The organism is Sulfitobacter sediminivivens (assembly GCF_042611115.2).
In the GTDB taxonomy this organism is placed as follows: Bacteria; Pseudomonadota; Alphaproteobacteria; order Rhodobacterales; family Rhodobacteraceae; genus Sulfitobacter; species Sulfitobacter sediminivivens.
The window spans coordinates 255,936-276,248 of sequence record NZ_JBHGAR020000002.1 but is presented as its reverse complement, the minus strand read 5'-3'; the positions used below and the strand labels follow the sequence as shown (position 1 = coordinate 276,248).

Sequence of the window (20,313 nt, the reverse complement as noted above, 5' to 3'; positions counted from 1 at the left end):
TCATGCCCAAACGCTTTCGCCTGACCCGCCGTTTTCCAGTCGCAATGACCGAAGACGGATATCGCCGCCTGAAGAAATTCAGCGCCGAAGCGGGTCTGGACGAAGGTGAGGCGCTGTCGTTCCTGTTTGAGAACTTTAATTCGGTGATAAACGAAGAAAACCTGACAGCCCGGTTACGGCTGTTCAACTCAGAGCTTGAAAGCCGCAAGCGCTGATCCACCAGGGAGGGGGCAAAATGAACGACCAAGGCTCAAGACCATCCTCTTGGATGACCGACGAACACCGCATGATCGCAGATATGACGGCGCAATTTATCAACGCCGAATGGGCCCCGAAATTCGAGAAATGGCGGAAACAGGGCCAGATGGACCGTGACACATGGGCACAGGCCGGCGAATTGGGGCTGCTCTGCCCGTCGGTCCCCGAAAAATATGGCGGTCCGGGTGGCGATTTCGGCCATGAAGCAGCAATCCTGATCGAAGGCTCGCGTGCCAATCTTGCCAGCTGGGGTCACGGCATCCATTCCGGCATCGTGGCCCATTATGTGCTTGCTTATGGCACCGAGGAACAGAAAAAACGCTGGCTGCCCAAGATGGTGTCTGGCGAATTGATTGGCGCGCTGGCGATGACCGAACCGTCGACCGGGTCTGACCTGCAGCGGATCAAGACCAAGGCCATTCGCGATGGAAATGCGTATCGCCTGTCCGGGCAAAAGACCTTTATCACCAACGGTCAGCACGCAAACCTGATCATCGTTGCTGCCAAAACAGACCCCTCCGAAGGGTCCAAAGGCGTGTCGATGGTGGTGGTTGAAACGGATGGCGCAGACGGATTTCAGCGCGGACGTAACCTTGACAAGGTTGGGCTGCACGCCGCGGACACGTCCGAGCTGTTTTTCGACAATGTTGAAATCCCCCCCGAGAACATCCTTGGTCAGGACGAGGGTCAGGGTTTCTATCAGATGATGCAGCAACTTCCGCAGGAACGCCTGATCATCGGCTGTGGTGCGGTCGGTGCGATGGAGGGTGCTGTGGAACGCACCATTGCCTATTGCAAGGAACGCGAGGCTTTTGGTGGGCCGCTGACGCAGTTCCAGAATACCCGGTTCAAGCTGGCGGAATGCAAAACCAAAACCATGGTCGCACGGGCGTTCCTGGATGAATGTATCGCTGACCACCTGCGCGGCGCGCTCACCGTCGAGAAAGCTGCGATGCAGAAATATTGGCTGACCGATACGCAAGGCGACGTGTTGGATGAATGTCTGCAACTGCATGGCGGTTACGGCTTCATGCAGGAATATGCCATTGGCGAAATGTGGGCCGATGCCCGTGTGCAACGGATCTACGGCGGTACCAATGAGATCATGAAAGAACTCATTGGACGCGCGCTGTGACATTGCACGTGTGCAGCCCGCAGCAAACGCGGTGCACGGTCTTTGTAAAAGGGTGAAAACCAAGGGTCTCTTATCCCTTCACCCTTTCTAAAATACCGCTGCACGACAGATACAAAAGGAACTGACGATGACAATCAAACTTCACTGCTTCGGCGAATCCGGGAATGCCTACAAGGCGGCTTTGGCGCTGGAGCTTTCCGGGCTGGACTGGGAACCGGTCAAAGTTGACTTCTTTGGGGGTGAAACCCGGCAGCCGGAATACCGCGCCAACGTCAATGAGATGGGCGAAGCGCCGGTGATGATTGATGGCGATCTGAAATTGACCCAATCGGGTGCCATTCAGGATTATGTGTCCGAAAAATCCGGCAAGTTTGGCGGCAAAGACGGTACCGAAAGGCGCGAAATCCTGCGCTGGGTTTTGTGGGATAATCACAAGCTCAGCTCAACCGCCGGTCTCACCCGGTTTTTGATGAACTTTCTGCCTGAAGACAAACGCCCGGCGGAAGTGATTGCGTTCAACCAAGGCCGCCTCAAAGCCGCCTATGCCGTCTTGAACGATCACCTAAAGGGCCGCAACTGGATCGTCGGCGACGCCATCACCAATGCCGACCTCAGCTGCTGTGGCTATCTCTACTACCCTGAACCGTTCGGCTTTGACCGCACGGAATGGCCCCACATCGACGCCTGGCTCACCCGCCTGTCTGAAACACAGGGTTGGAAAGCCCCTTACGATTTGATGCCCGGCAGCCCTGCTGACCGCGCCTAATACGGAGAATGTACCATGACTGAAGCCTATATCTATGACGCGATCCGCACCCCGCGCGGCAAAGGCCGCAAGGACGGATCCTTGCACGAAGTGACGTCGTTGCGTTTGTCTGCCGTGACACTGAACGCGCTGAAAGAGCGCAACAACCTTGAAGGTCATGCCGTTGAGGATGTGATCTGGGGCAATGTCACGCAGGTGATGGAACAGGGCGGCTGTCTGGCACGCTCTGCGGTGCTTGCCTCGGACCTTGATGAGCGCATCCCCGGGCTTGCGATCAACCGCTTTTGTGCAAGCGGAATGGAAGCTGTGAACCTTGCTGCGAACCAAATCAGAGGTGGTGCCGGCATGGCCTATATCGCGGGCGGCGTCGAAATGATGGGCCGGGTGGCGATGGGCAGCGATGGTGCAGCGATTGCCGTTGATCCGACATTGGCGATGGAAAAATACTTTGTGCCGCAGGGTATTTCGGCTGACATCATCGCGACAGAATACGGGTTCACCCGTGATGATGCCGATCAGCTGGCTGTTGCTTCGCAGCAGCGTGCCAAGGCCGCGTGGGACGACGGGCGATTTGCAAAATCCGTGATCACCGTGCGCGACCAAAATGGCCTCGCGATTCTGGATCACGACGAATACATGCGCCCCCAAACCGACATGCAATCTCTCGGCAGCCTAAATCCGGCGTTTCAGGCGATGGGTGAAGTCATGCCTGGTTTTGATAAGATCGCCATCATGAAATATCCGCATCTTGAGCGGATCAATCACATTCACCATGCGGGCAACTCGTCAGGTATCGTCGATGGTGCCGCCGCCGTACTGATCGGCAATAAGGAATTCGGCGAAAAATACGGGCTCAAACCCCGCGCCCGTATCCGTGCCACCGCCAAGATCGGCACGGACCCTACGATCATGCTGACCGGCCCTGTGCCAGTGACCGAAAAGATCCTCGCAGACAATGGGATGAAGATCGGCGACATCGACCTTTTTGAGGTTAACGAAGCCTTTGCCGCCGTCGTCATGCGGTTCATGCAGGCGTTCGATGTGGATCATGACAAGGTCAATGTGAACGGCGGCTCTATTGCCATGGGCCACCCCTTGGGTGCCACCGGTGCCATGATCATCGGCACACTGCTGGATGAGCTTGAGCGCAGCGATAAAGAGGTCGGCATGGCCACGCTGTGCATCGCATCCGGCATGGGTGCCGCCACCATTATTGAGCGTGTGTAATGACCGGCGCAAAACATCCTTTTCACGCGGTGGCCGCCTTGGCGGCAGAGCGCAATATGAACCTTGAAATCAAGGTGGAAAATGACGGCGACTATGTGCGTCTGTATCAGGACGCTCCGCCGTTGTTCTTCAAATACCGCCCCGACCCCAGCGACAGCTTTGACCGGGATTATTTCCAGCAGTCCAAGCGCATTTTGCTGAGCGAAGATGATTGCGCGCATGGCCCTGACGTCACTCTGGCGCTGATTGAACAACTGCTTGAGAAATTTGCCGACTACACGCCTCGGCGCACTTGAACACCCCAAAACGGGAGAGAAGATATGACCGATTTTACAATGAAGACTGACGCAGATGGCGTCACCGTGATCACCTGGGATGTCCCAGAGAAATCCATGAACGTGATGTCGTTCGAAGGAATTGAGCAACTCAATAATTTGGTCGACGCCGCATTGGCGGATGAGGCCGTGAAGGGCGTGATCATCACCTCTGGCAAGGACGGATCGTTTGCCGGTGGCATGGACCTGAACCTGCTGGCCAAGATGAAAGAAGACGCAGGCGATGATCCGGCGCGCGGGTTGTTTGAGGGCACGATGAAAATGCACCACATGCTGCGCAAGATTGAACGCGCGGGCATGGACCCAAAGACGAACAAGGGTGGCAAGCCGATTGCATCCGTGTTGCCGGGTACAGCCGTGGGCATTGGCCTGGAACTGCCGCTGGCCACGCATCGCATCTTTGCTGCCAACAATCCGAAGGCCCGTATTGGTCTGCCGGAAATCATGGTTGGGATTTTTCCGGGTGCCGGTGGTACCACGCGTTTCGTGCGCAAAATGGGCGCGATGGCGGCCTCGCCGTTCTTGCTGGAGGGCAAGCTGGTGTCGCCGGACGCCGCTGTGAAAGCAGGCATCATTGACGAAGTTGCGGATGATCCGATGGCCGCAGCACATGCTTGGGTGTTGAATGCCAAGGACGCCGATCTGGTCAAACCATGGGACGCAAAGGGATACAGAATGCCCGGCGGCGCGCCTTATCATCCTGCGGGTTTCATGACCTTTGTGGGAGCAAGTGCAATGGTGAACGGAAAAACCCAAGGTGTCTATCCGGCGGCCAAGGCATTGCTCTCTGCGGTGTATGAAGGGTCATTGGTGCCCTTTGACACAGCGCTAAAGATTGAAGCGCGCTGGTTCACCAATGTGCTGATGAACCCGTCATCAGGTGCAATGATCCGGTCACTCTTCCTGAACAAGGAAGCCTTGGAAAAAGGCGCTGTGCGTCCAGCCGACGTGCCTGATCAGCGTGTGAAAAAGCTGGGTGTGTTGGGTGCGGGCATGATGGGCGCTGGCATCACCTTGGTGTCGGTTCAGGCGGGTATTGAGGTCGTACTGATTGATCAAACACAAGAGGCCGCAGACAAAGGCAAAGCCTATGCTGCTGGTTATTTCGACAAAGGCATCGCCCGCAAGAAATCTACCGAGGAAAAGAAGCAGGCCGCATTGGACCTGATCACCGCAACCACCGATCTGGACGCACTCAAGGGTTGCGATCTGATCATCGAAGCGGTTTTTGAGGATATGAAGGTCAAAGCCGAAATGACCAAGAAGGTTGAGGCAGTGATCCCAACGGAGTGCATCTTTGCCTCCAACACGTCGACTTTGCCGATCACCGATCTGGCCAAAGCATCGTCACGCGATGACCAGTTCATCGGCATCCACTTCTTTTCGCCTGTCGAAAAAATGCTGTTGGTTGAGATCATCAAGGGCAAGCAAACCGGCGACCGGGCCGTGGCAAAGGCGCTCGATTTTGTGCGCCAGATCCGCAAAACGCCGATTGTGGTCAATGACGCGCGGTTCTTTTACGCCAACCGTTGCATCATCCCCTACATCAACGAAGGGGTGCGGATGGTTCAGGAAGGTGTCGAGCCGGCCTTGATCGAAAACGCCGCGAAACTGGTTGGTATGCCACTCGGCCCGTTGCAGTTGATGGATGAGACATCGATTGATCTGGGGGCCAAGATCGCCCGCGCGACCAAGGCCGCGATGGGCGCAGAATATCCCAACGATGACATCGACCCACTGGTGTTCTGGATGGAAGCCGAAGGGCGTCTGGGCCGCAAAGCCAACGCCGGTTTTTATACCTATGACGACAAGGGCAAACGCGAGGGCCTGTGGAAAGGACTGGGGGGAAAATACCCGCTGTCTGATGATCAACCTGACCTCATCGAGGTCCAGCACCGTTTGTTGTTCAGCCAAACTTTGGAGGCGGTGCGCGCATTGGAAGAAGGCGTGCTGATGGACATCCGCGAAGGTGATGTCGGCGCGATCTTGGGCTGGGGTTTTGCCCCGTGGTCTGGTGGCCCGCTCAGCTGGCTTGATATGATCGGCGCACCCTATGCGGCGGAGCGCTGCGATCAACTGGCCGAGAAGTTTGGCGAACGGTTCGCCTGCCCCGATCTTCTGCGCGAAATGGCAGCTAAGGGTCAGAGCTTTTATGGACGGTTCGACCCGGACGCAAAGGCCGCGTGATCCTGTCATTTTGACGAATAAAAAGGGGCGCTTTGGCGTCCCTTTTTGCTTTGGCCCTTCGGGCAGAACTGCGCAATGCAAAGTGAAGCAGCCATTGGAAAAAGCAAAACGTATACATCTCACCGATTTCTCTTAGGATAACTTCAGATCTTATTGCGGTACCCAATGGATCGCTCAACCGGCGTGTCATCGGACCAAAATGGTGCGGTTTTTGCTATCCTGACCATGTAAACTACTTCACTTTACAAAGCCTTCGGGATGTCGCCACACGCGCGGGTTTCACCACCACACTGGTCAATCTTATGACCCTGCCAGTGGATGACAACATTTCGGTGCATCTGGGAAAAGGCTAACCTTTCATCCAACGATCACACCGCGCTGATGCTTGATGGTGTTTACGCCGTCTTTAGCTAAGGGCTAACTACTGCATTGATCGGTTGAAAACCGGCAACTCCGGGAACAAACCTGCTGCTTATTCAAAAGAAAAAGAGGGCCGCCCATGTGGCCCCCTTTTTCCCGATGTGAATGTCCTAATCTTTGCCCCCCCCTCCAAAGGATCAAAGTGTTATCTCAGATCAGCAGTGCGCAGCGATCTGGCTGTCTACGGGACTGCCTTTGGCCAGCATCTGATCTTCGATGGTCAGACATTCCGCCAAGAACGCCGCGTCGCGGATGTTCAGGACGTCGTAAGTCGAAGGCTGTGCCTCGATGAATTTGACGAGGGCCAGCCTGTTTGCGGGACAGTGGATCAATGCGCCGCCTTCCGCATAGATCACTTCTTCGTCGGCGAAATAGACGGCGATCAATTCGACCTGATGCGGCGGCGCGGCGCGATGAATGCCGCGTACACCTTCCAACACATGCGTGGGGATTATCGCAAACGGATCACCATACATGTCCGCGGCCGCATCGCTTTCCACCAGCACACCCTGATCCGCCAGAAGCGTCAGTTCAGTGCGGTTTCCCAAAGCGTCTTTAGGGATGATCACCGGCCACATGGCAGGGGAGGTTTCAGGGGCATCCAGCCAAACGGTTGAACGGCGAATTTCCGTAATCTCGCGCATGCCGTGGTCAAAGGTCAGCACCATGTCGCCGACTGTCAGCGCTTCAATCACACGCCAACCAAGGTTTGAGGCAACGTGGGTGCCCGCCATCAGACCGTGCGTCAAAGCGGCAAGTCCTCCGTCATAAGCACCGGTCGTTTCAATTGAACGGCGGTTAACCCCCGGCGGTTTGTTGTTCCATCCAAACATATCATCCATCCCCATGGTGATGCGCCTTGGCAGGGCGCAGCTGCAGTGAATGCAACTATCAAGAGTGATTCACATGTCCATGGCTAGTCAAAAATAAGGCGAAATTGGGGCATTGATGCCCCAATTGGCCACAGTAAGAGTGGATTTCAGAGAATTGGTTCACGAAATCGCCCCAATCGCCAAGAATGTATTAACGGAATGATAATTCAGGAAAAGGAATACCCGAATTGCGCGATATCCTCTGCACAACACTCGGCTATGATGTTTTGGGTTTCTGCTGTGTAATATCCCCGGAAGTCTGGTTGCCGGTCCGACCGGTTCGCCTTTGTTAAGGTCAGATCAAACCCCAGATGTTGCACCAAAGGGGCCGCATCTTCGGCAAAATGCTCAAGCCTGATGAACGCGTTGCACCGCTCTGTGCCCTGCGCATCCTGCATATAGCGCGTTGAGGGCCAATTGCGCAGCGTGGCTTTGGTGCTGGTATTTTTCAAAAACCCGTCGAACGGCAGGGCCTTGGCCAGACCAACAGCCGGATGGTCAAACGTCTGCTCTTGCAGCCAATGGTAATAGCTGACCACCCGGTCCCAGGGGTTGCGGACCAAGGTAAAGCAGAACAGGTCGGCCAGTTCATCGGGTGCGACGAGCCCGTCAATATCCGCCAGTGTCGAATGCTTCCACAACCGCCCGCGTGATGGCAGATCTTTCACCCGGCGTCGCCGATTGCGCGCCTTGGGCGTGTCGCCCAAGATGATGTCGTCTCTCATCGCACGGTCCTCAAGCGCCAGCGTCATTGAGGTGCCCCCAGTCTTTGGGATGTGGACAAAGATATACGCGCGGCCCCGACTGATGATCACGGTATCGTCCTTATTCCAGTACGGATGCGCCGCGCATATCAACAGGTGCGCCTGACCGCAGCGCAATAAGGATTCCGGCCAACGCGATCAATGCCATACCAACAAGGCCAAGCAGTGGAACAGATTGATCCCACAACACCCATGCCCAAAAGCTGGCAAAGACCAGCAGCGAATACTCGAATACCGCCACATGGGTTGCCTCGCCCAATTGGTAGCCACGAAAAATCAAACCGATGCCCAACAGCGATCCAACCGCCTGTACCGCAATCCAGAACAGCATTTGCGCATCCATCGGGCCCCAGGACCGCAAAACAAATCCCGCATGACCCGGTAGTCCGTCGCCCGGCATCATCAGCACGCCGATTGTGCCAAAGACCCCCAACATGCCAAAGAAACCTGCCGTGAGGGTCAGGGTCCCTTCACCCTCACACCATGCGCGGGTTGCAACGGCACCAATGGCATACAGCAACCCCGCAACAATTGGCAGAAACGCGACAATGTTCAGCGCATCGGGATCAGGTCGGATCACCATCAGCGCCCCGACAAACCCCAATCCCACAGCCGCCCAGCGAAACGGGCCAACTGTTTTACCCTGAAAAAGGATTGATATGAGCACAACAAAGAGCGGTGCGGTAAAGAGCCCCGCCACCACCACGCCAATCGGCAGCACCGACAGGCAGCCAAAATAGATCAACATTGCACCCGCCTGAAACAGGCTGCGTCCCAGCACCGCACCAAGCCGCTTGGGCCGTAGTGCGCCAAAGCCAAGTGCCACAATCAGACCCAGCACACCAAACGCCATGATGCTGCGCAGCATATGGAACTGCCACAGCGAGCCACGTTCGGAAATATAGGGCACAAAGTTGTCTGTCAGACCCAATGTTGCCATCCCGCCCAATACAGACAGTGCCGCCAGCCCCGGTTTTACATCACCCGTCGTCACATCTTGCCCTTTGTTCGTTTTCACCTCTTCCAAAGTCACGCCTGCGCCGTAATACTCAACCCCTAAAGCGACATGAAGTGCTGGGGAGGGACCGACATGGGCTGGATGCAGGACGAGACCGGGTTGGAAAAATGTGCCGCAAACTTTGTGGCACTGACACCGCTTTCTCATTTGGCACGGGCGCGCCATGTCTTTGCCGACAGAACGGCCGTGATTTATGGCGACCACCGCGTCAGTTATGCGCAGTATTATGATCGCTGCACCCGACTTGCATCTGCGTTGGTGGGCACGGGCATTGGCCCCGGCGATGTGGTGGCCACGCTGATCCCCAACATCCCAGCCCAGGCCGAAGCGCACTTTGGGGTCCCCGCTTGTGGTGGGGTACTGAACACGATCAACACGCGGCTGGATGTGAACACTGTCGCCTATATCTTTGAACATGGCGGCGCGAAGGCGCTGTTGGTGGATACCCAGTTTATCGATCTGGCCGAGGCTGCCTGTACTGCCATGGAAGGGACCGCGCCGCAGATCATCGAGGTGCCTGATCCCGCCGCAGGGTTTCCCGCAACGGGGCGTTATCCGGCATATGAGGATGTGCTGGCCGGGGCGGACGCCGCATACCCCTGGCAGATGCCGCAGGACGAATGGGAAAGCCTTGCACTCAATTACACATCGGGGACCACCGGCCGGCCCAAGGGGGTCGTGTACCATCATCGCGGTGCGTATCTGATGACCATGGGCACGGTTATCAGCTGGCGCATGGTTCTGCACCCGGTGTTTATGCAGATCGTGCCACTGTTTCACTGCAACGGCTGGAACCACACATGGATGATGCCGCTGATTGGCGGCACGCTTGTCTGTTGTCGCGATGTCACGGCCTCCGCGATCTATGACGCGATTGCGGATGAGAAGGTGACCCATTTTGGCGGTGCGCCGATTGTGCTGAACATGTTGGTGAACGCGCCAGATGACCAACGCCGCAGCTTTGATCACGTGGTCGAGGTCTTTACCGCAGGTGCCCCCCCTGCGCCTGCCACCTTGGGCAAGATCGAGAAACTGGGGTTCAGCGTCACACAGGTTTACGGCCTGACTGAAACCTATGGCCATGTCACCGAATGTCTGTGGCGCGGCCAGGACTGGGACACGCTTGATGCCCCTGCCCGCGCCGCGATCAAATCACGCCAGGGGGTCGCAATGCCAATGATGGAACACATCACCGTGACCGACAGTACCATGCAACAGGTGCCGATGGATGGCAGTGTCCAGGGTGAGATCATGATCCGCGGCAATGCGGTGATGAAAGGCTACCTCAAGAACCCCGAGGCCACGCGCGAGGCTTTTGCCGGTGGCTATTTCCATTCCGGCGATCTGGCGGTCCAGCACTCGGATGGCTACATTCAGATCGCGGATCGTGCCAAGGACATCATCATCTCGGGCGGCGAAAACATATCCTCGGTCGAAGTTGAAGGCGTTCTGATGGGCCACCCGGACGTGAACCTTGCCGCCGTTGTGGCCAAGCCGGATGATAAATGGGGTGAAGTGCCCTGTGCCTTTGTTGAGCTCAAACCCGGAGCGAAGGGCGATGAGGCCGATTTGATCGCATTCACCCGCGAAACGTTGGCCGGGTTCAAAACACCCAAGCGGATCATTTTTCAGGAGCTTCCAAAAACCTCGACAGGGAAAATCCAGAAGTTCGAGCTGCGCAAACGTGCCGCTGAAGTTGAATAGGATGCTGCACTTTTTTGTGCTGAAACCCCACCATTGCCCCGGACGCAAGCTATGCTAAAGTGCCTTAAAAACAACAAGGCACCGCAGCAGCCCCATGACCGCCCTCAATAAATATGCCCGCATCGAGGCGACTGGCCTTTGGCGTGCAACGCCCGATGCGCAGCGGCGCGAGGTGATTGTGTCGATTGGTGATGCCACTTTGATCATCAGCGATCTCAAGGATCAGGCCTTGGCACATTGGTCCCTCGCAGCAGTGGAGCGCGCCAATGCAGGCATCCGCCCTGCGATCTATCATCCCGATGGTGACCCAGGCGAAACGCTTGAACTGCCCGAAGACGAAGCGCAGATGATCGAGGCCATCGAAACGCTACGGCGTGCGATTGACCGAACCCGGCCCAAACCGGGCAGGTTGCGGTGGCTTGGCATGTTGATGTCCTTTGCCGTCGTAGTTGGTTTTGCCGTTTTCTGGTTGCCCGGTGCCATGCGTGATCACACCCTTAGGGTTGTGCCGGGCGTAAAACGGGTCAGTATTGGCGAGGCTTTGCTCAAGCGTGTCGAACGGGTATCTGGCCCGGCCTGCAGCGACGCCAACGGTCAAGCTGCCCTTGCGCGACTTGGCGCGCGGCTGAAAGCGGGAAAGCTGACCGTGCTGCCGGATATGCCCCGCACCAGCCTGCACTTGCCCGGTGGCATGATCGTGTTGGGCCGCAGTGTTATTGAGGATTACGAGGAGCCTGATGTCGCAGCCGGTTATGTGGTGACTGAAATGGCCAATCGTGCCGTCGAAGATCCTTTGCACGATCTGTTGCGATCTGTCGGCATCCGCGAGAATTTCCGTTTGCTCACCACCGGTGATGTGAGCGACGCCGCCTTGGACAGATACGCGGAACACCTCATGGCGCGGCCACCAACCATGCCCGAAACGTTGGCACATCTGGCCCAGTTCAAAGTCGCTGCCTTGCGCAGCACCCCTTATGCTTATGCCATTGATATCACAGGTGAAACGGTTCTGAGCCTGATCGAAGGGGATCCGATGAACGGACAGCTGACAGAGCCGCTGATGTCTGACTCGGATTGGCTGCGCTTGCAAAACATCTGTGGCGGATAGCGATCTTTCGGACCCTAGGCAAAAAGGCCAGTTGGGTTAAGTCCGACTGGCCCTGGGCGTTACCCAAAAGGACGGGCAGCTATTTCCGGGCAAATGCGTCCGTGTAACCAGCGCCGCGCAACCGTGTGATCGCGGAGTGCAGTTTACGTTCATCGTTGAACGGTCCGGCCTGAACGGTCAGAAAAGTCTTGCCGTTGCTGCGATGTTTCCCAATCCGCGCCGGCATGCCCATCCGAGCGATATTTTGCGCCGACCGTTGGGCATTTGCCGGCTGACCGAAGGTGCCGATCTGAACATAATGATTACGGGTCAAAATGCGCGGTGTTGCTGGCTTTGTGGCATTTGAGCTGGGTGCAGATCGGCTGGAATAGACCGGTTTGCGCACCCCGGGATTGCGCACCACCCGTTTGGCGATCTGCCCATCACGTTGAACAATCGTGACCTGACCCAACTCGCGGCTCTGCGTTGTCAAGTCGAGGTAGGGATAGATCAGCGGCACGGACGCCGTCATATCGCGCCCAGATCTTCTATCAATTAGACGGCGCGGCACGGTCTGTGTCCAGATCAGCAGCATCTGAGAACGCCCCTGAAGGTTTTGCTCCGCCCGATAAGGGTTCAACCGGTCGTCTTCCCAGACTTTCTTGTAGCCCTTCGGCACAGCAACGTTGCGGGTATTGATCCGGTTGTACGCCACATGTCTTGGCAAAATGCGCGTGGTTGTGGTGATTTGGGACGCTGAGGCCGGGGTGCCAGCATATTGCCCGGATGCCCCCTCCACCTGAGCATCTCCGATCACACCGTTTGCACCCACAATCGGGGCCGTTTGCGGGCCGCAGCGCACTGCCAGATTTTTGCTGCGCCGCAGATACTGCTGTGACAAAGGTGACGCATCGGGGCACGCGGTTTGAACCTGTGACCGACCTGTCGTTGCAGGAGCCTGAGCAACAACGGCGGGCTGTTGGGCTGCGCGCTGCAGCTTTTTTGGCGCGGTTTGCCGGACAACCCTTGCAGGTACCTTGCGCGGCTTTGCCGCAACGCGCGGTGCTTGCTTGACCGCGGATGGCGCTGCGGTGGTGTCCAAAGTGATCTGGACAGGCTCTTCAGCGGCAGGCGCGGGGGTCGGCGCCGGGGCAACCTGTCCCACAATTGATGGTTTGAAACCACATACCGTTTTGCGGGCGCGGGTGACGCGGGGGATCCATGACACATTGCCGTCAATGCCGGCGCGGATGAACACGCATCCCTTGCTGTCCACATATTGTTTGCCCTTATAGGACGGTGGCGGAAACTCTGCTGGTTGCTGTTCTGTGATCTGGGCGTGCAATGTACTGACACCAAGCGACCCGGCAACAAGAGCGATTGCCAAAATTCGTGTAATTTTCATCACGTGCCCCCACACAATATGTCACTTACGATGCCCCACAGCGCCGCCCAAGTCTAGGCTCAGAACCCGGCATTTTGCGCCTTTCGGTGGTATTATTTCGTCCCGAACATACGATCGCCCGCATCGCCAAGGCCGGGCACGATATAACCCACCTCATTAAGAGCATCGTCAACAGCCGCCGTGACGATAGGCACGTCCGGATGGGCCTCTTTCATGCGCGCAATGCCCTCAGGTGCCGCCAACAGACACAGAAAGCGAATGTTTGTGGCCCCAGCGGATTTCAGCAAATCAATCGCAGCCACAGACGAATTCCCCGTGGCCAGCATCGGATCCACCGCAATGACCAGTCGGTCATCCAGACCTTCAGGCACCTTGAAATAATACTGAACCGGTTGCAGGGTTTTCTCGTCGCGGTAAAGACCAACAAAACCCACACGTGCAGAAGGGATCAGCTCAAGCACACCATCCAAAAGACCGTTGCCGGCGCGCAGGATCGAAATCAACGCCAGTTTCTTGCCGTCCAATGTCGGTGCGTCCATCTCGCGCATTGGGGTCTCGATGCGTTTGGTCGTCATCGGCAACCCGCGCGTGACCTCATAGGCCAGAAGCTGGCTAATCTCGCGCAGCAATTGCCGAAACACGGCCGTGGGGGTGTCGCGGTCGCGCATGATTGTGAGCTTGTGTTGTACCAGCGGGTGATCCACCACAGTCAGATGCCCATCGTTCTTAACCATGTCGTTCTCAGCCATGTCGTTCCCCTTTTTTCATTGCCCCGGTTCTGAATGAACATGGGTCGAGTTTCAAGCAGACCTCATGCAGTGTTTTACATTGGCACTGCCACCCCAAGATGGCGCGCGACCAGGGCGGCGACATCCTTGAATGCGATCTGGCCCAGCGTGCCCTCTGGGCAACCGGCAACCAGCACAGGAACACGTTCGCGGGTATGATCGGTGCCGACCCATGTCGGATCGTTGCCGTGATCCGCCGTTAACACCAGCATGTCACCGGGGCGCAGCATCGCGATTACCTTGCCGATCTCGACGTCAAACCATTCCAGCGCTCGGGCGTACCCCGACACATCGCGCCGATGGCCATAGATACTGTCGAATTCCACGAAATTCGCAAATGTCAGACTGCCTTCGGCAGCGTCGCGGACCAGATCGAATAGATGGCCCATCAGCACCGCATCGGTGCCTTTGCGGACCTCATCAATGCCCTGCATTGAGAAAATATCACCGATCTTGCCGATTGCGCACACATGCCCACCTGCGTCCTGCACCCAATCGGTCAGCACAGGTTTGGGCAGGGGCATGGCGTAATCATGGCGGTGGCCCGTGCGCTGAAACCCGGTTTCTGCATCCCCGACAAAGGGGCGCGCGATGACGCGGCCAACTCTCATCTCATGCAGGTGCGGTGCGATTGCTTCGCAAAGAGCAAGCAGGCGATCAAGGCCAAAGTGTTCCTCATGCGCGGCAATCTGGAACACGGAATCTGCTGAGGTATAACATATCGGCCAGCCGGATCTGATGTGCTCGTCACCAAGCCGCTCGATGATGGCGGTGCCAGGCGCGTGGCAATTGCCCAGAATGCCATCTGTTCCGGCCGCCCTAGACACAAATTCCACCAGTTCGCGCGGAAATGAGTTTTCGGTGTTGGTGAAATAATGCCAGTCCCACGGCACCGGCAGGCCCGCCAATTCCCAATGCCCCGACGGCGTGTCCTTGCCGCGCGACACTTCGGTCGCTGCCCCCCAAGTTCCGTCCACAGGGACGTCAAGACCGTCAACACGCATCCCACTGGCAAGCTCGAGCGCGCTGCCAAGCCCAAGAGCGGCCAAATGCGGCACCTGCAATGGCCCGCTTCGGCCCTCATTTGCCAGACCTGCGGCACAGGCTTGGGCGATATGGCCAAATGTATTGGCACCGTTGTCCGGCACGTCGCCGTTAAAGAATGTATCCGCGTCCGGTGCACCGCCAATCCCGACGGAATCCATAACCACAAGAAATGCCCGCGCCATCAGCCTACCCTCTCGATGATAAGATCCGGCACCTTGGGTTTTGCAGACCCCAAGCTGATCGCTGATCTTACTGTTTGTGCCGCGCGGTCCGCCTCGTCTGATCGCGTGGCGTGGACGACGGCCAATGTCTGACCCCGGCGGATTTTGTTGCCCAGCCGCACCACATCTGAAAGGCCCACAGCAGGGTTGATCCGGTCGCTTTCGACAACGCGCCCGCCGCCAAGGGCGACAACAGCCAGACCCAGGGCTTCGCCATCAATTTCGCTGACATATCCGTCTTTCGTCGCCGTCACTTCGCGAATGACTGTCGCCTCGGGCAGGAATCGCTGCCAGTTCTCGATAAATGCAACAGGTCCCCCCATTGCGGCCAGCATGGTACCAAACCGTTCCACCGCAGCACCACCCCGGATTGCCTTTGTGATCGCCTCAGCCCCTTCTTGCGCGTCGTTGGCCAAACCACCGTTCGCCAACAGGAGACCCCCAAGGGTGGCTGCGACCTCCACAATCGGGCCACGTCCGGCACCTGTCAAAACCCGCATCACTTCCGCCACTTCCAGAGCATTGCCAAGGCTTGGCACCAGCGGCTGGCTCATATCGCTGATTACTGCGGTCGTCCGGCATTCTGCTGCGTTCGCAGTCTTGGTCAGCGCCCCAGCCAGCGCTCGAGCCTGGCCGAGGTCTTTCATGAAGGCACCACTGCCCACTTTGACATCCAGCACCAGTCCATCGAGCCCCGCCGCCAATTTCTTGGACAGGATCGAGGCGGTGATCAAGTCCAGTGAATCCACGGTCGAGGACACATCACGCACCGCATAAAGCCGCTTGTCTGCCGGGGCGATGTCGGCATTGGCGCTGACGATGGCACAGCCGACCCGCCCCACCACGTCGCGAAAAAGAGCCTCATCCAGATCGGTGGAAAGGCCCGGGATCGCCTCAAGTTTGTCCAACGTCCCGCCTGTATGCCCAAGGCCGCGTCCCGAGATCATCGGAACATAGGCCCCGCAAGCAGCCAAAGCCGGGGCAAGCACCAATGACACGCAGTCGCCCACGCCCCCGGTTGAATGTTTGTCCAACACCGGACCGTCCAGATCCCATGTCAGCACGCGACCTGAATCGCGCATTGCAAGCGTCAACGCCACGCGCCCCTCGTCTGACAATCCGTTCAAACACACGCCCATTGCAAAGGCCCCGGCCTGTGCATCGCTGATCCCCTCATCAGCAAGTGCGCGCGCCACCCAGGCCAGTTCGCCTTGGGTGGGGGGCTGACGGTGTCTCAACTTCGCCAAAATCGACCGTGCATTTATTGCGGCACTGTTCCTGGCGGCCATCCCGTCACCCCTTCATATGGGCGGCCCCAAAGGCCCCCGGCAACAGGTCCGCCAGCGTGGTCTGTTGTTCAATTCCACCCGTTGTCGCCATGGTTACGGCGACGTCGCCCGCCCCGAATTCCGCCAGCTTCTGGCGGCATCCACCACAGGGCGTCACCGGCAAGTCACTGCCTGCCACGACATAGGCTTCGCTCAACTTGGTCTCTCCGGCGGCAACCATCGCTGCAATTGCGCCGGCTTCTGCACAGGTGCCTTCAGGATAAGCCACGTTTTCAACGTTGCAGCCGACATAGATCGCACCCGAACCCGCGCGGATCGCAGCCCCTACTTTGAAATTCGAATATGGTGCATGGGCATTTTCCCGCACCGCTACCGCCGCTTTACGCAAACTGGATGACATGTTGCCCCCTGCCCTTGTCTGAAAGTCCCTCATCTATAAAAAACTCTGCCGCAAGTTACGAGCGGCAAAACACATTAACCATTCCCCCTCATTCACCCTTTCTTAAATACTGTTCCAAGGTCGCGGCATGCGCTCTTTGGTGATTTGAAATGGCATGTTGGCCCGCCATTCCAAATAGTTTAACACTAAACCATTCGCTTGGAGGAGCTTCACTTTATGTCTGACACACCCAACCTGCGCCAGGCAGCCCTTGATTATCACGAGTTTCCAAAACCCGGTAAACTTGAGATCAGAGCAACCAAACCGCTCGCCAACGGGCGCGATCTGGCCCGAGCCTATTCCCCCGGTGTCGCCGAGGCCTGTCTTGAGATCAAGAATGATCCGACCACTGCCGCCCGCTATACATCGCGCGGCAATCTGGTGGCGGTGGTTACAAATGGCACCGCCGTCCTGGGCCTGGGCAACATAGGGGCGCTGGCATCCAAACCAGTGATGGAAGGCAAGGCTGTTCTGTTCAAGAAATTTGCCAACATTGATTGTTTTGACATTGAAGTGGATCAAGCGGACCCGGAAAAGCTGGCCGATATCGTCTGCGCGCTTGAGCCGTCTTTTGGCGCGATCAACCTAGAGGACATCAAGGCCCCCGAATGTTTTACCGTGGAAAGGATTTGCCGCGAACGCATGAACATCCCGGTGTTTCATGACGATCAGCACGGCACCGCGATTGTCGTCGGTGCCGCGGTCAAAAATGCGCTATATGTTGCGAAAAAGAGATTTGAAGACATCAAAATCGTGTCCACCGGCGGCGGGGCGGCTGGCATTGCCTGTCTGAACATGTTGCTGAAACTCGGGGTCAAGCGCGAGAACGTCTGGCTCTGTGACATCCACGGGCTGGTCTATGAGGGCCGTGAGGTCGACATGAACCCGATCAAATCAGAGTATGCGCAAAAGTCTGATCTGCGCACCTTAGACGATGTGATCCCCGATGCTGATCTTTTCCTTGGTCTGTCCGGCCCCGGTGTTCTGAGCCCCGAAATGGTCCAGAAAATGGCCAAGCGTCCGATCATTTTCGCGCTGGCTAACCCTACACCGGAAATCCTGCCGGATCTCGCCCGCGCGGTGGCACCTGATGCAATTATCGCCACAGGACGCAGCGATTTTCCCAATCAAGTCAACAATGTGCTGTGTTTTCCTTTTATCTTCCGGGGTGCGCTGGACGTCGGTGCCACAACCATCAATGACGAAATGAAGCTGGCCTGTATCGACGGTATTGCCGCACTTGCCCGCGCCACCACCTCTGCCGAGGCAGCAGCGGCCTATCAGGGCGAACAAATGACCTTTGGGTCGGATTATCTGATCCCCAAACCATTCGATCCGCGCCTCATTGGCATTGTGTCGTCGGCAGTGGCCAAGGCCGCGATGGAAACCGGCGTGGCCACGCGGCCCATTGACGATATGGTCGCCTATAAACGCAAACTGGACGGTTCGGTGTTCAAATCGGCCCTTCTGATGCGCCCGGTCTTTGAGGCGGCGCGCACTTCGCCCCGCCGTCTGGTCTTTGCCGAAGGCGAAGACGAACGTGTGTTGCGGGCGGCCCAGGCGATCATTGAGGAAACCGTGGAAACACCGATCCTGATCGGCCGTCCCGAAGTCATCGAGAGGCGCATCGAAAAGGCGGGGCTGACCCTGAAGCTGGGCGAGAATATTGATCTGGTGAACCCGGAAAACGACCCGCGCTATCGCGACTATTGGGAAACCTATCATTCCCTGATGGCGCGGCGCGGTGTGTCGCCCGACATTGCGCGCGCGGTGATGCGCACCAATACAACCGCCATTGGGGCGGTGATGGTGCACCGCGGTGAGGCCGACAGCATGATCTGTGGCACCTTTGGCGAAACGCGCTGGCATCTGAATTATGTGCAACAGGTGCTGGGCCGTGAGGGGCTGCGTCCGCACGGGGCGCTGTCGATGATGATCCTTGAGGACGGACCATTGTTTATTGCCGACACTCAGGTCCACCTGCACCCGAACCCCGAACAGATCGCCGAGATCGCCGTCGGGGCCGCGCGCCACGTGCGCCGTTTTGGGATAGAGCCCAGAATCGCGTTCTGTTCACAAAGCCAGTTTGGCAACCAGGGCGAAGGGACCGGCGGCAGATTGCGGGCGGCTATTCGCCTTCTGGATGCCGCAAATCACGACTTTTGTTATGAGGGCGAGATGAACATCGACACCGCGCTCGACCCTGAATTGCGTGAACGCATGTTGCCGGGCAATCGCATGGACGGGGCGGCGAATGTATTGATCTTTGCCCATGCCGATGCGGCATCCGGTGTGCGCAACATTCTCAAAATGAAGGGGGGCGGTCTGGAGGTTGGACCGATCCTGATGGGCATGGGCAACCGCGCCCATGTGGTATCGCCGTCTATCACCGCGCGCGGGCTGCTCAATATGGGGGCCATCGCAGGGACACCGGTCGAACACTATGGCTGAATACAAAAACGCCGCCCTGTCGAGGGGCGGCGTCAATTCAATTCAATTCCTTCGCAGGATGTCAGTCGGGTATCAGAACCGCAGGGTGAATGCCCGGCTCAACCCGATCCCAACGGTCCACTGATCCTCTAATCCGGCCTGAGTGATTGTGCTGTCTTTTGCATCGTTCATCAGCTTTTCGTAGCTGGCCAAACCCTCAAGCGACCAGCGATCATTCAGATTGTATGTCGCCCGGACAGCAACAGCCGCACCCAAAACACCGCCACGGGCATTAAACTGGCCAAAGGTGGACGCCCCCGATTCGGCCGCAGACACGCCAAAATAGGTCGATGCATATTCACTGTCGCCCAGATTGATCCGCGGTCCGCCGGAAATGGTCAAACGGTCACTGGGGCGAAATATCAAATCGCTGCCGATGGTTCCGGTTACGCCGTGATGGCCACCAAAGCCCTGGCGAATATTGCCAAAAACGTTCCAGTTGGTTTGTTGATAGGTCACGCCAAGGCCAAGCTCGTATGCTGTGCTGATTTCTTTCAGGCCCGCCAATTGCGGATTGTCGGATATGCGACGTGATCCAACGACACGAAACGATCCGCCAAACCGAAATCCGTTTTCAGGGATCGCACCGATCCCGGCACCCATTGCCCGACCACCGTAGGTCAGCGACCCGAACGTAAAACCGGCAAGCGGTTTTGCGCTGTAATCGCTGGCACCGGGATAATCAGGTTTTGCTGCAATGCCGCCCAGCAAGGAAAAGTTAAACGACCTGTCCTGTGCCGCAGCGGGCAGGGCCACACCCAAGGCAGCGGAAAGGCTTAACGCTAGTATCGCACTGCTTCGCATTGGCTCAAAACTCCTATTGAGTCACTTATGTCGATCTGACGCGTGCATATCACGTTA

Annotated in this window: 18 protein-coding genes; 9 read left to right on the top strand and 9 right to left on the bottom strand. The window is 57.4% G+C overall.

The window, feature by feature from the left end; genetic code table 11:
• Positions 1-2 precede the first annotated feature (2 nt).
• The 6 genes from ACEWL3_RS03715 (at position 3) to ACEWL3_RS03690 (ending at position 5,908) form a co-directional block, all read left to right on the top strand.
• Positions 3-215, top strand: coding sequence for a hypothetical protein (locus tag ACEWL3_RS03715; RefSeq protein WP_386177670.1), 213 nt, complete (start codon positions 3-5; stop codon positions 213-215).
• A 20-nt stretch (positions 216-235) separates the two neighbouring features.
• Entirely contained in the window at positions 236-1,393 is a 1,158-nt protein-coding gene (locus ACEWL3_RS03710) for an acyl-CoA dehydrogenase family protein (RefSeq protein WP_386177669.1), read from the top strand.
• A 127-nt stretch (positions 1,394-1,520) separates the two neighbouring features.
• Positions 1,521-2,159: a glutathione S-transferase family protein gene (locus tag ACEWL3_RS03705; RefSeq protein ID WP_386177668.1), complete on the top strand. Its 639-nt coding sequence runs from the start codon at positions 1,521-1,523 to the stop codon at positions 2,157-2,159.
• Between the two features lie 15 nt (positions 2,160-2,174).
• Complete coding sequence (locus ACEWL3_RS03700; RefSeq protein ID WP_386177667.1) at positions 2,175-3,386, top strand: acetyl-CoA C-acetyltransferase; 1,212 nt, start codon at positions 2,175-2,177, stop codon at positions 3,384-3,386.
• Positions 3,386-3,682 (top strand): acetyl-CoA acetyltransferase, encoded by a 297-nt coding sequence (locus ACEWL3_RS03695; RefSeq protein WP_386177666.1) that lies wholly within the window; start codon positions 3,386-3,388, stop codon positions 3,680-3,682. Before ACEWL3_RS03700 ends, ACEWL3_RS03695 begins: the two co-directional genes overlap by 1 nt.
• A gap of 24 nt (positions 3,683-3,706) precedes the next feature.
• Positions 3,707-5,908 (top strand): 3-hydroxyacyl-CoA dehydrogenase NAD-binding domain-containing protein, encoded by a 2,202-nt coding sequence (locus ACEWL3_RS03690; protein ID WP_386177665.1) that lies wholly within the window; start codon positions 3,707-3,709, stop codon positions 5,906-5,908.
• 575 nt (positions 5,909-6,483) lie between these two features.
• Here the strand turns inward: ACEWL3_RS03690 and ACEWL3_RS03685 are convergent.
• The 3 genes from ACEWL3_RS03685 to ACEWL3_RS03675 form a co-directional block, all read right to left on the bottom strand.
• Positions 6,484-7,176, bottom strand: a complete 693-nt coding sequence (locus ACEWL3_RS03685; RefSeq protein WP_386177664.1) for a Hint domain-containing protein — start codon at positions 7,174-7,176, stop codon at positions 6,484-6,486.
• A gap of 191 nt (positions 7,177-7,367) precedes the next feature.
• Complete coding sequence (locus ACEWL3_RS03680; RefSeq protein WP_386177663.1) at positions 7,368-8,015, bottom strand: sulfotransferase family 2 domain-containing protein; 648 nt, start codon at positions 8,013-8,015, stop codon at positions 7,368-7,370.
• A 10-nt stretch (positions 8,016-8,025) separates the two neighbouring features.
• Complete coding sequence (locus ACEWL3_RS03675; RefSeq protein ID WP_386177662.1) at positions 8,026-8,982, bottom strand: DMT family transporter; 957 nt, start codon at positions 8,980-8,982, stop codon at positions 8,026-8,028.
• Between the two features lie 72 nt (positions 8,983-9,054).
• Here ACEWL3_RS03675 and ACEWL3_RS03670 point away from each other — a divergent pair, with 72 nt between their 5' ends.
• A complete protein-coding gene (locus ACEWL3_RS03670; RefSeq protein ID WP_386177661.1) occupies positions 9,055-10,686 on the top strand; it encodes an AMP-binding protein in 1,632 nt (543 codons plus the stop codon).
• A 94-nt stretch (positions 10,687-10,780) separates the two neighbouring features.
• On the top strand, positions 10,781-11,794 hold the full coding sequence (locus tag ACEWL3_RS03665) for a hypothetical protein (protein WP_386177660.1): 1,014 nt from the start codon (positions 10,781-10,783) through the stop codon (positions 11,792-11,794).
• Positions 11,795-11,873: 79 nt separating this feature from the next.
• On the opposite strand, the gene ACEWL3_RS03660 is transcribed toward ACEWL3_RS03665, so the two are convergent.
• The 5 genes from ACEWL3_RS03660 to ACEWL3_RS03640 form a co-directional block, all read right to left on the bottom strand.
• Positions 11,874-13,178, bottom strand: coding sequence for an SPOR domain-containing protein (locus ACEWL3_RS03660; protein WP_386177659.1), 1,305 nt, complete (start codon positions 13,176-13,178; stop codon positions 11,874-11,876).
• Between the two features lie 92 nt (positions 13,179-13,270).
• Complete coding sequence (gene upp / locus ACEWL3_RS03655) at positions 13,271-13,927, bottom strand: uracil phosphoribosyltransferase (protein WP_254693196.1); 657 nt, start codon at positions 13,925-13,927, stop codon at positions 13,271-13,273.
• A 74-nt stretch (positions 13,928-14,001) separates the two neighbouring features.
• Positions 14,002-15,195 carry a phosphopentomutase gene (locus ACEWL3_RS03650; RefSeq protein WP_386177658.1) on the bottom strand — a complete coding sequence of 398 codons (1,194 nt, stop codon included), beginning with the start codon at positions 15,193-15,195 and terminating at the stop codon, positions 14,002-14,004.
• Positions 15,195-16,499, bottom strand: coding sequence for a thymidine phosphorylase (locus ACEWL3_RS03645; RefSeq protein ID WP_386177926.1), 1,305 nt, complete (start codon positions 16,497-16,499; stop codon positions 15,195-15,197). Before ACEWL3_RS03645 ends, ACEWL3_RS03650 begins: the two co-directional genes overlap by 1 nt.
• Before the next feature lie 28 nt (positions 16,500-16,527).
• A complete protein-coding gene (locus tag ACEWL3_RS03640; RefSeq protein WP_386177657.1) occupies positions 16,528-16,923 on the bottom strand; it encodes a cytidine deaminase in 396 nt (131 codons plus the stop codon).
• 216 nt (positions 16,924-17,139) lie between these two features.
• Between ACEWL3_RS03640 and ACEWL3_RS03635 the strand changes: the two genes are divergently transcribed.
• Positions 17,140-19,413 (top strand): NADP-dependent malic enzyme, encoded by a 2,274-nt coding sequence (locus ACEWL3_RS03635; protein WP_386177656.1) that lies wholly within the window; start codon positions 17,140-17,142, stop codon positions 19,411-19,413.
• Between the two features lie 72 nt (positions 19,414-19,485).
• On the opposite strand, the gene ACEWL3_RS03630 is transcribed toward ACEWL3_RS03635, so the two are convergent.
• The gene (locus tag ACEWL3_RS03630) at positions 19,486-20,256 is read right to left on the bottom strand and encodes a MipA/OmpV family protein (RefSeq protein ID WP_386177655.1); all 771 of its coding nucleotides are present in this window, start codon (positions 20,254-20,256) and stop codon (positions 19,486-19,488) included.
• Positions 20,257-20,313 lie beyond the last annotated feature (57 nt).

What these genes read in the sequence shown, in the direction of transcription:
- ACEWL3_RS03715 (WP_386177670.1), top strand. Translation starts at nt 3, where the DNA reads ATGCCCAAACGCTTTCGCCTGACCCGCCGTTTTCCAGTCGCAATGACC.
- ACEWL3_RS03710 (WP_386177669.1), top strand. Translation starts at nt 236, where the DNA reads ATGAACGACCAAGGCTCAAGACCATCCTCTTGGATGACCGACGAACAC.
- ACEWL3_RS03705 (WP_386177668.1), top strand. Translation starts at nt 1,521, where the DNA reads ATGACAATCAAACTTCACTGCTTCGGCGAATCCGGGAATGCCTACAAG.
- ACEWL3_RS03700 (WP_386177667.1), top strand. Translation starts at nt 2,175, where the DNA reads ATGACTGAAGCCTATATCTATGACGCGATCCGCACCCCGCGCGGCAAA.
- ACEWL3_RS03695 (WP_386177666.1), top strand. Translation starts at nt 3,386, where the DNA reads ATGACCGGCGCAAAACATCCTTTTCACGCGGTGGCCGCCTTGGCGGCA.
- ACEWL3_RS03690 (WP_386177665.1), top strand. Translation starts at nt 3,707, where the DNA reads ATGACCGATTTTACAATGAAGACTGACGCAGATGGCGTCACCGTGATC.
- ACEWL3_RS03685 (WP_386177664.1), bottom strand. Translation starts at nt 7,176, where the DNA reads ATGGGGATGGATGATATGTTTGGATGGAACAACAAACCGCCGGGGGTT.
- ACEWL3_RS03670 (WP_386177661.1), top strand. Translation starts at nt 9,055, where the DNA reads ATGGGCTGGATGCAGGACGAGACCGGGTTGGAAAAATGTGCCGCAAAC.
- ACEWL3_RS03665 (WP_386177660.1), top strand. Translation starts at nt 10,781, where the DNA reads ATGACCGCCCTCAATAAATATGCCCGCATCGAGGCGACTGGCCTTTGG.
- ACEWL3_RS03660 (WP_386177659.1), bottom strand. Translation starts at nt 13,178, where the DNA reads ATGAAAATTACACGAATTTTGGCAATCGCTCTTGTTGCCGGGTCGCTT.
- upp (WP_254693196.1), bottom strand. Translation starts at nt 13,927, where the DNA reads ATGGCTGAGAACGACATGGTTAAGAACGATGGGCATCTGACTGTGGTG.
- ACEWL3_RS03650 (WP_386177658.1), bottom strand. Translation starts at nt 15,195, where the DNA reads ATGGCGCGGGCATTTCTTGTGGTTATGGATTCCGTCGGGATTGGCGGT.
- ACEWL3_RS03640 (WP_386177657.1), bottom strand. Translation starts at nt 16,923, where the DNA reads ATGTCATCCAGTTTGCGTAAAGCGGCGGTAGCGGTGCGGGAAAATGCC.
- ACEWL3_RS03635 (WP_386177656.1), top strand. Translation starts at nt 17,140, where the DNA reads ATGTCTGACACACCCAACCTGCGCCAGGCAGCCCTTGATTATCACGAG.
- ACEWL3_RS03630 (WP_386177655.1), bottom strand. Translation starts at nt 20,256, where the DNA reads ATGCGAAGCAGTGCGATACTAGCGTTAAGCCTTTCCGCTGCCTTGGGT.